This window comes from Pseudarthrobacter sp. AB1, assembly GCF_014926485.1.
Taxonomy (GTDB): Bacteria; Actinomycetota; Actinomycetes; order Actinomycetales; family Micrococcaceae; genus Arthrobacter.
The window spans coordinates 1-1,966 of sequence record NZ_PZKO01000062.1 but is presented as its reverse complement, the minus strand read 5'-3'; the positions used below and the strand labels follow the sequence as shown (position 1 = coordinate 1,966).

Below are 1,966 nucleotides of genomic sequence, written 5' to 3'. Positions count from 1 at the left end.
AGGCCGGCGGCATACTGCAATTTGGGCTGATAGACGTTGAGGTACATCCGGTCGATGCACTCAACTTCGAACTTCACATGCCCGGACAAGACATCTGCTACGGTGCGCGCTATCGTCATCACAAGCTCCGGTCGGTGATCAGGAGGCCGAAAGGCCCACCACTGCTACGGCAGTCATACACCCGCGACAATTCAACTGTCACGGATCACCCTGCCCGACCGGAGCCCTCACCACCCAGGTGAGACAACATGCCTTGTCGGGCTGGGGCGAAGCCCCGCTGGTACTACAGTCGCGTTTATTTTGGGCTGCGTCGGCGGTTTAATCGGACTTTCCGCTTGGGGCCTGTTAATCGTTGGTGGTGAGTGATGATATTTGTGTGGCGGACGTAGAAGAGTGGGCCGAAGGTCTGGAAGAAATCGGCGATCTGATTGGGCAGCGGTTTGTCCGGTCCGAACCACGGCGGAATGCTGTGGGGTATGTGCGAGGGCTCCTTTCGGATGAGGAACGTAAGAATTCCTGGACCCTGTCTGAACGCGCCGGGCACGGTACCCCGGATGGCATGCAGCGCCTGCTCTCCACCACCGACTGGGACCCGGATGCTGTGCGGGATGACCTGTTCACCTACGTCAACCGCCATCTGGGCGATCCCGACGGGATCCTGATCATCGACGAGACCGGATTCCTCAAGAAGGGCGCCGCTTCAGCCGGGGTCGCACGCCAGTATTCGGGCACCGCCGGGCGGGTGGAGAACTGCCAGATCGGGGTGTTCCTGACCTATTCCGCCCCGGCCGGGCGCACCCTGCTGGACCGGGAACTCTACCTGCCCAAAACCTGGGCCGATGATCGGGAGAGATGCACCCGGGCCGGGATCCCTGAAGACCGGGAATTCGCCACGAAACCGGTACTGGCCGCGGACATGATCGACCGCGCCCTGGATGCCGGGATCCCTGCCCGCTGGGCCACCGGGGACGCGGTCTACGGACAGCACACAGGGCTGCGCCGCCGCCTGGAAGCCAGAGGATTGCATTACGTACTGGCCGTGCCCATGAACCAAAACGTCATCGCCCCCACCGCCGGGATCGGCGAGCAATGGCGCGCCGATAAACTCATCACTTCCCTGCGGGCCAACACCTGGCGGACCCGCACCGCCGGGGCCGGAACCAAGGGCGACCGCCGCTACTCCTGGGCACGGACCCGCATCAACGGACCCGCCGAAACCGGAGAACACTGGCTGCTGGGCCGCCGGTCCCTGAAAGACCCGACCGACCTGGCCTACTACATCTGTCACGGCCCCAACCGGGTCTCTCTCGCCGAGCTGGTGCGGATCGCCGGCGCCCGCTGGGCGATCGAGGAAACCTTCCAAACCTCCAAGGGCGAAACCGGGCTGGACCACTACCAGGTCCGCCAATACACCGGCTGGTACCGGCACATCACCCTCTCCATGTTCGCCCAGGCCTTCCTGACCGTGATCCGCTCCAAAAAAGGGGCCCAGCCGCCGGAGACGCGGAACTGATCCGGCTCTCGCTGCCCGAAATCAGGCGGCTGCTCGTCCGGCTCGTCTGGCACCGCTCCACCAGCCCAAACCACGTCTTGCAACACTCAACCTGGCGACGAAAACACCAACACCGCGCACGACATAGTCATTACAAAGCCCGCGGACACACCCCATAAACGCGACTGTAGTACCAGCGGGGCTTCGCCCCAGCCCGACAAGGCATGTTGTCTCACCTGGGTGGTGAGGGCTCCGGTCGGGCAGGGTGATCCGTGACAGTTGAATTGTCGCGGGTGTATGACTGCCGTAGCAGTGGTGGGCCTTTCGGCCTCCTGATCACCGACCGGAGCTTGTGATGACGATAGCGCGCACCGTAGCAGATGTCTTGTCCGGGCATGTGAAGTTCGAAGTTGAGTGCATCGACCGGATGTACCTCAACGTCTATCAGCCCAAATTGCAGTATGCCGCCGGCCT

Annotated in this window: 1 protein-coding gene; it reads left to right on the top strand. The window is 62.9% G+C overall.

Annotation, left to right across the window (positions count from 1 at the left end; translation table 11 throughout):
• Positions 1-376: 376 nt before the first annotated feature.
• Complete coding sequence (locus tag DAD99_RS17470) at positions 377-1,513, top strand: IS701 family transposase (RefSeq protein ID WP_193342528.1); 1,137 nt, start codon at positions 377-379, stop codon at positions 1,511-1,513.
• Positions 1,514-1,966 lie beyond the last annotated feature (453 nt).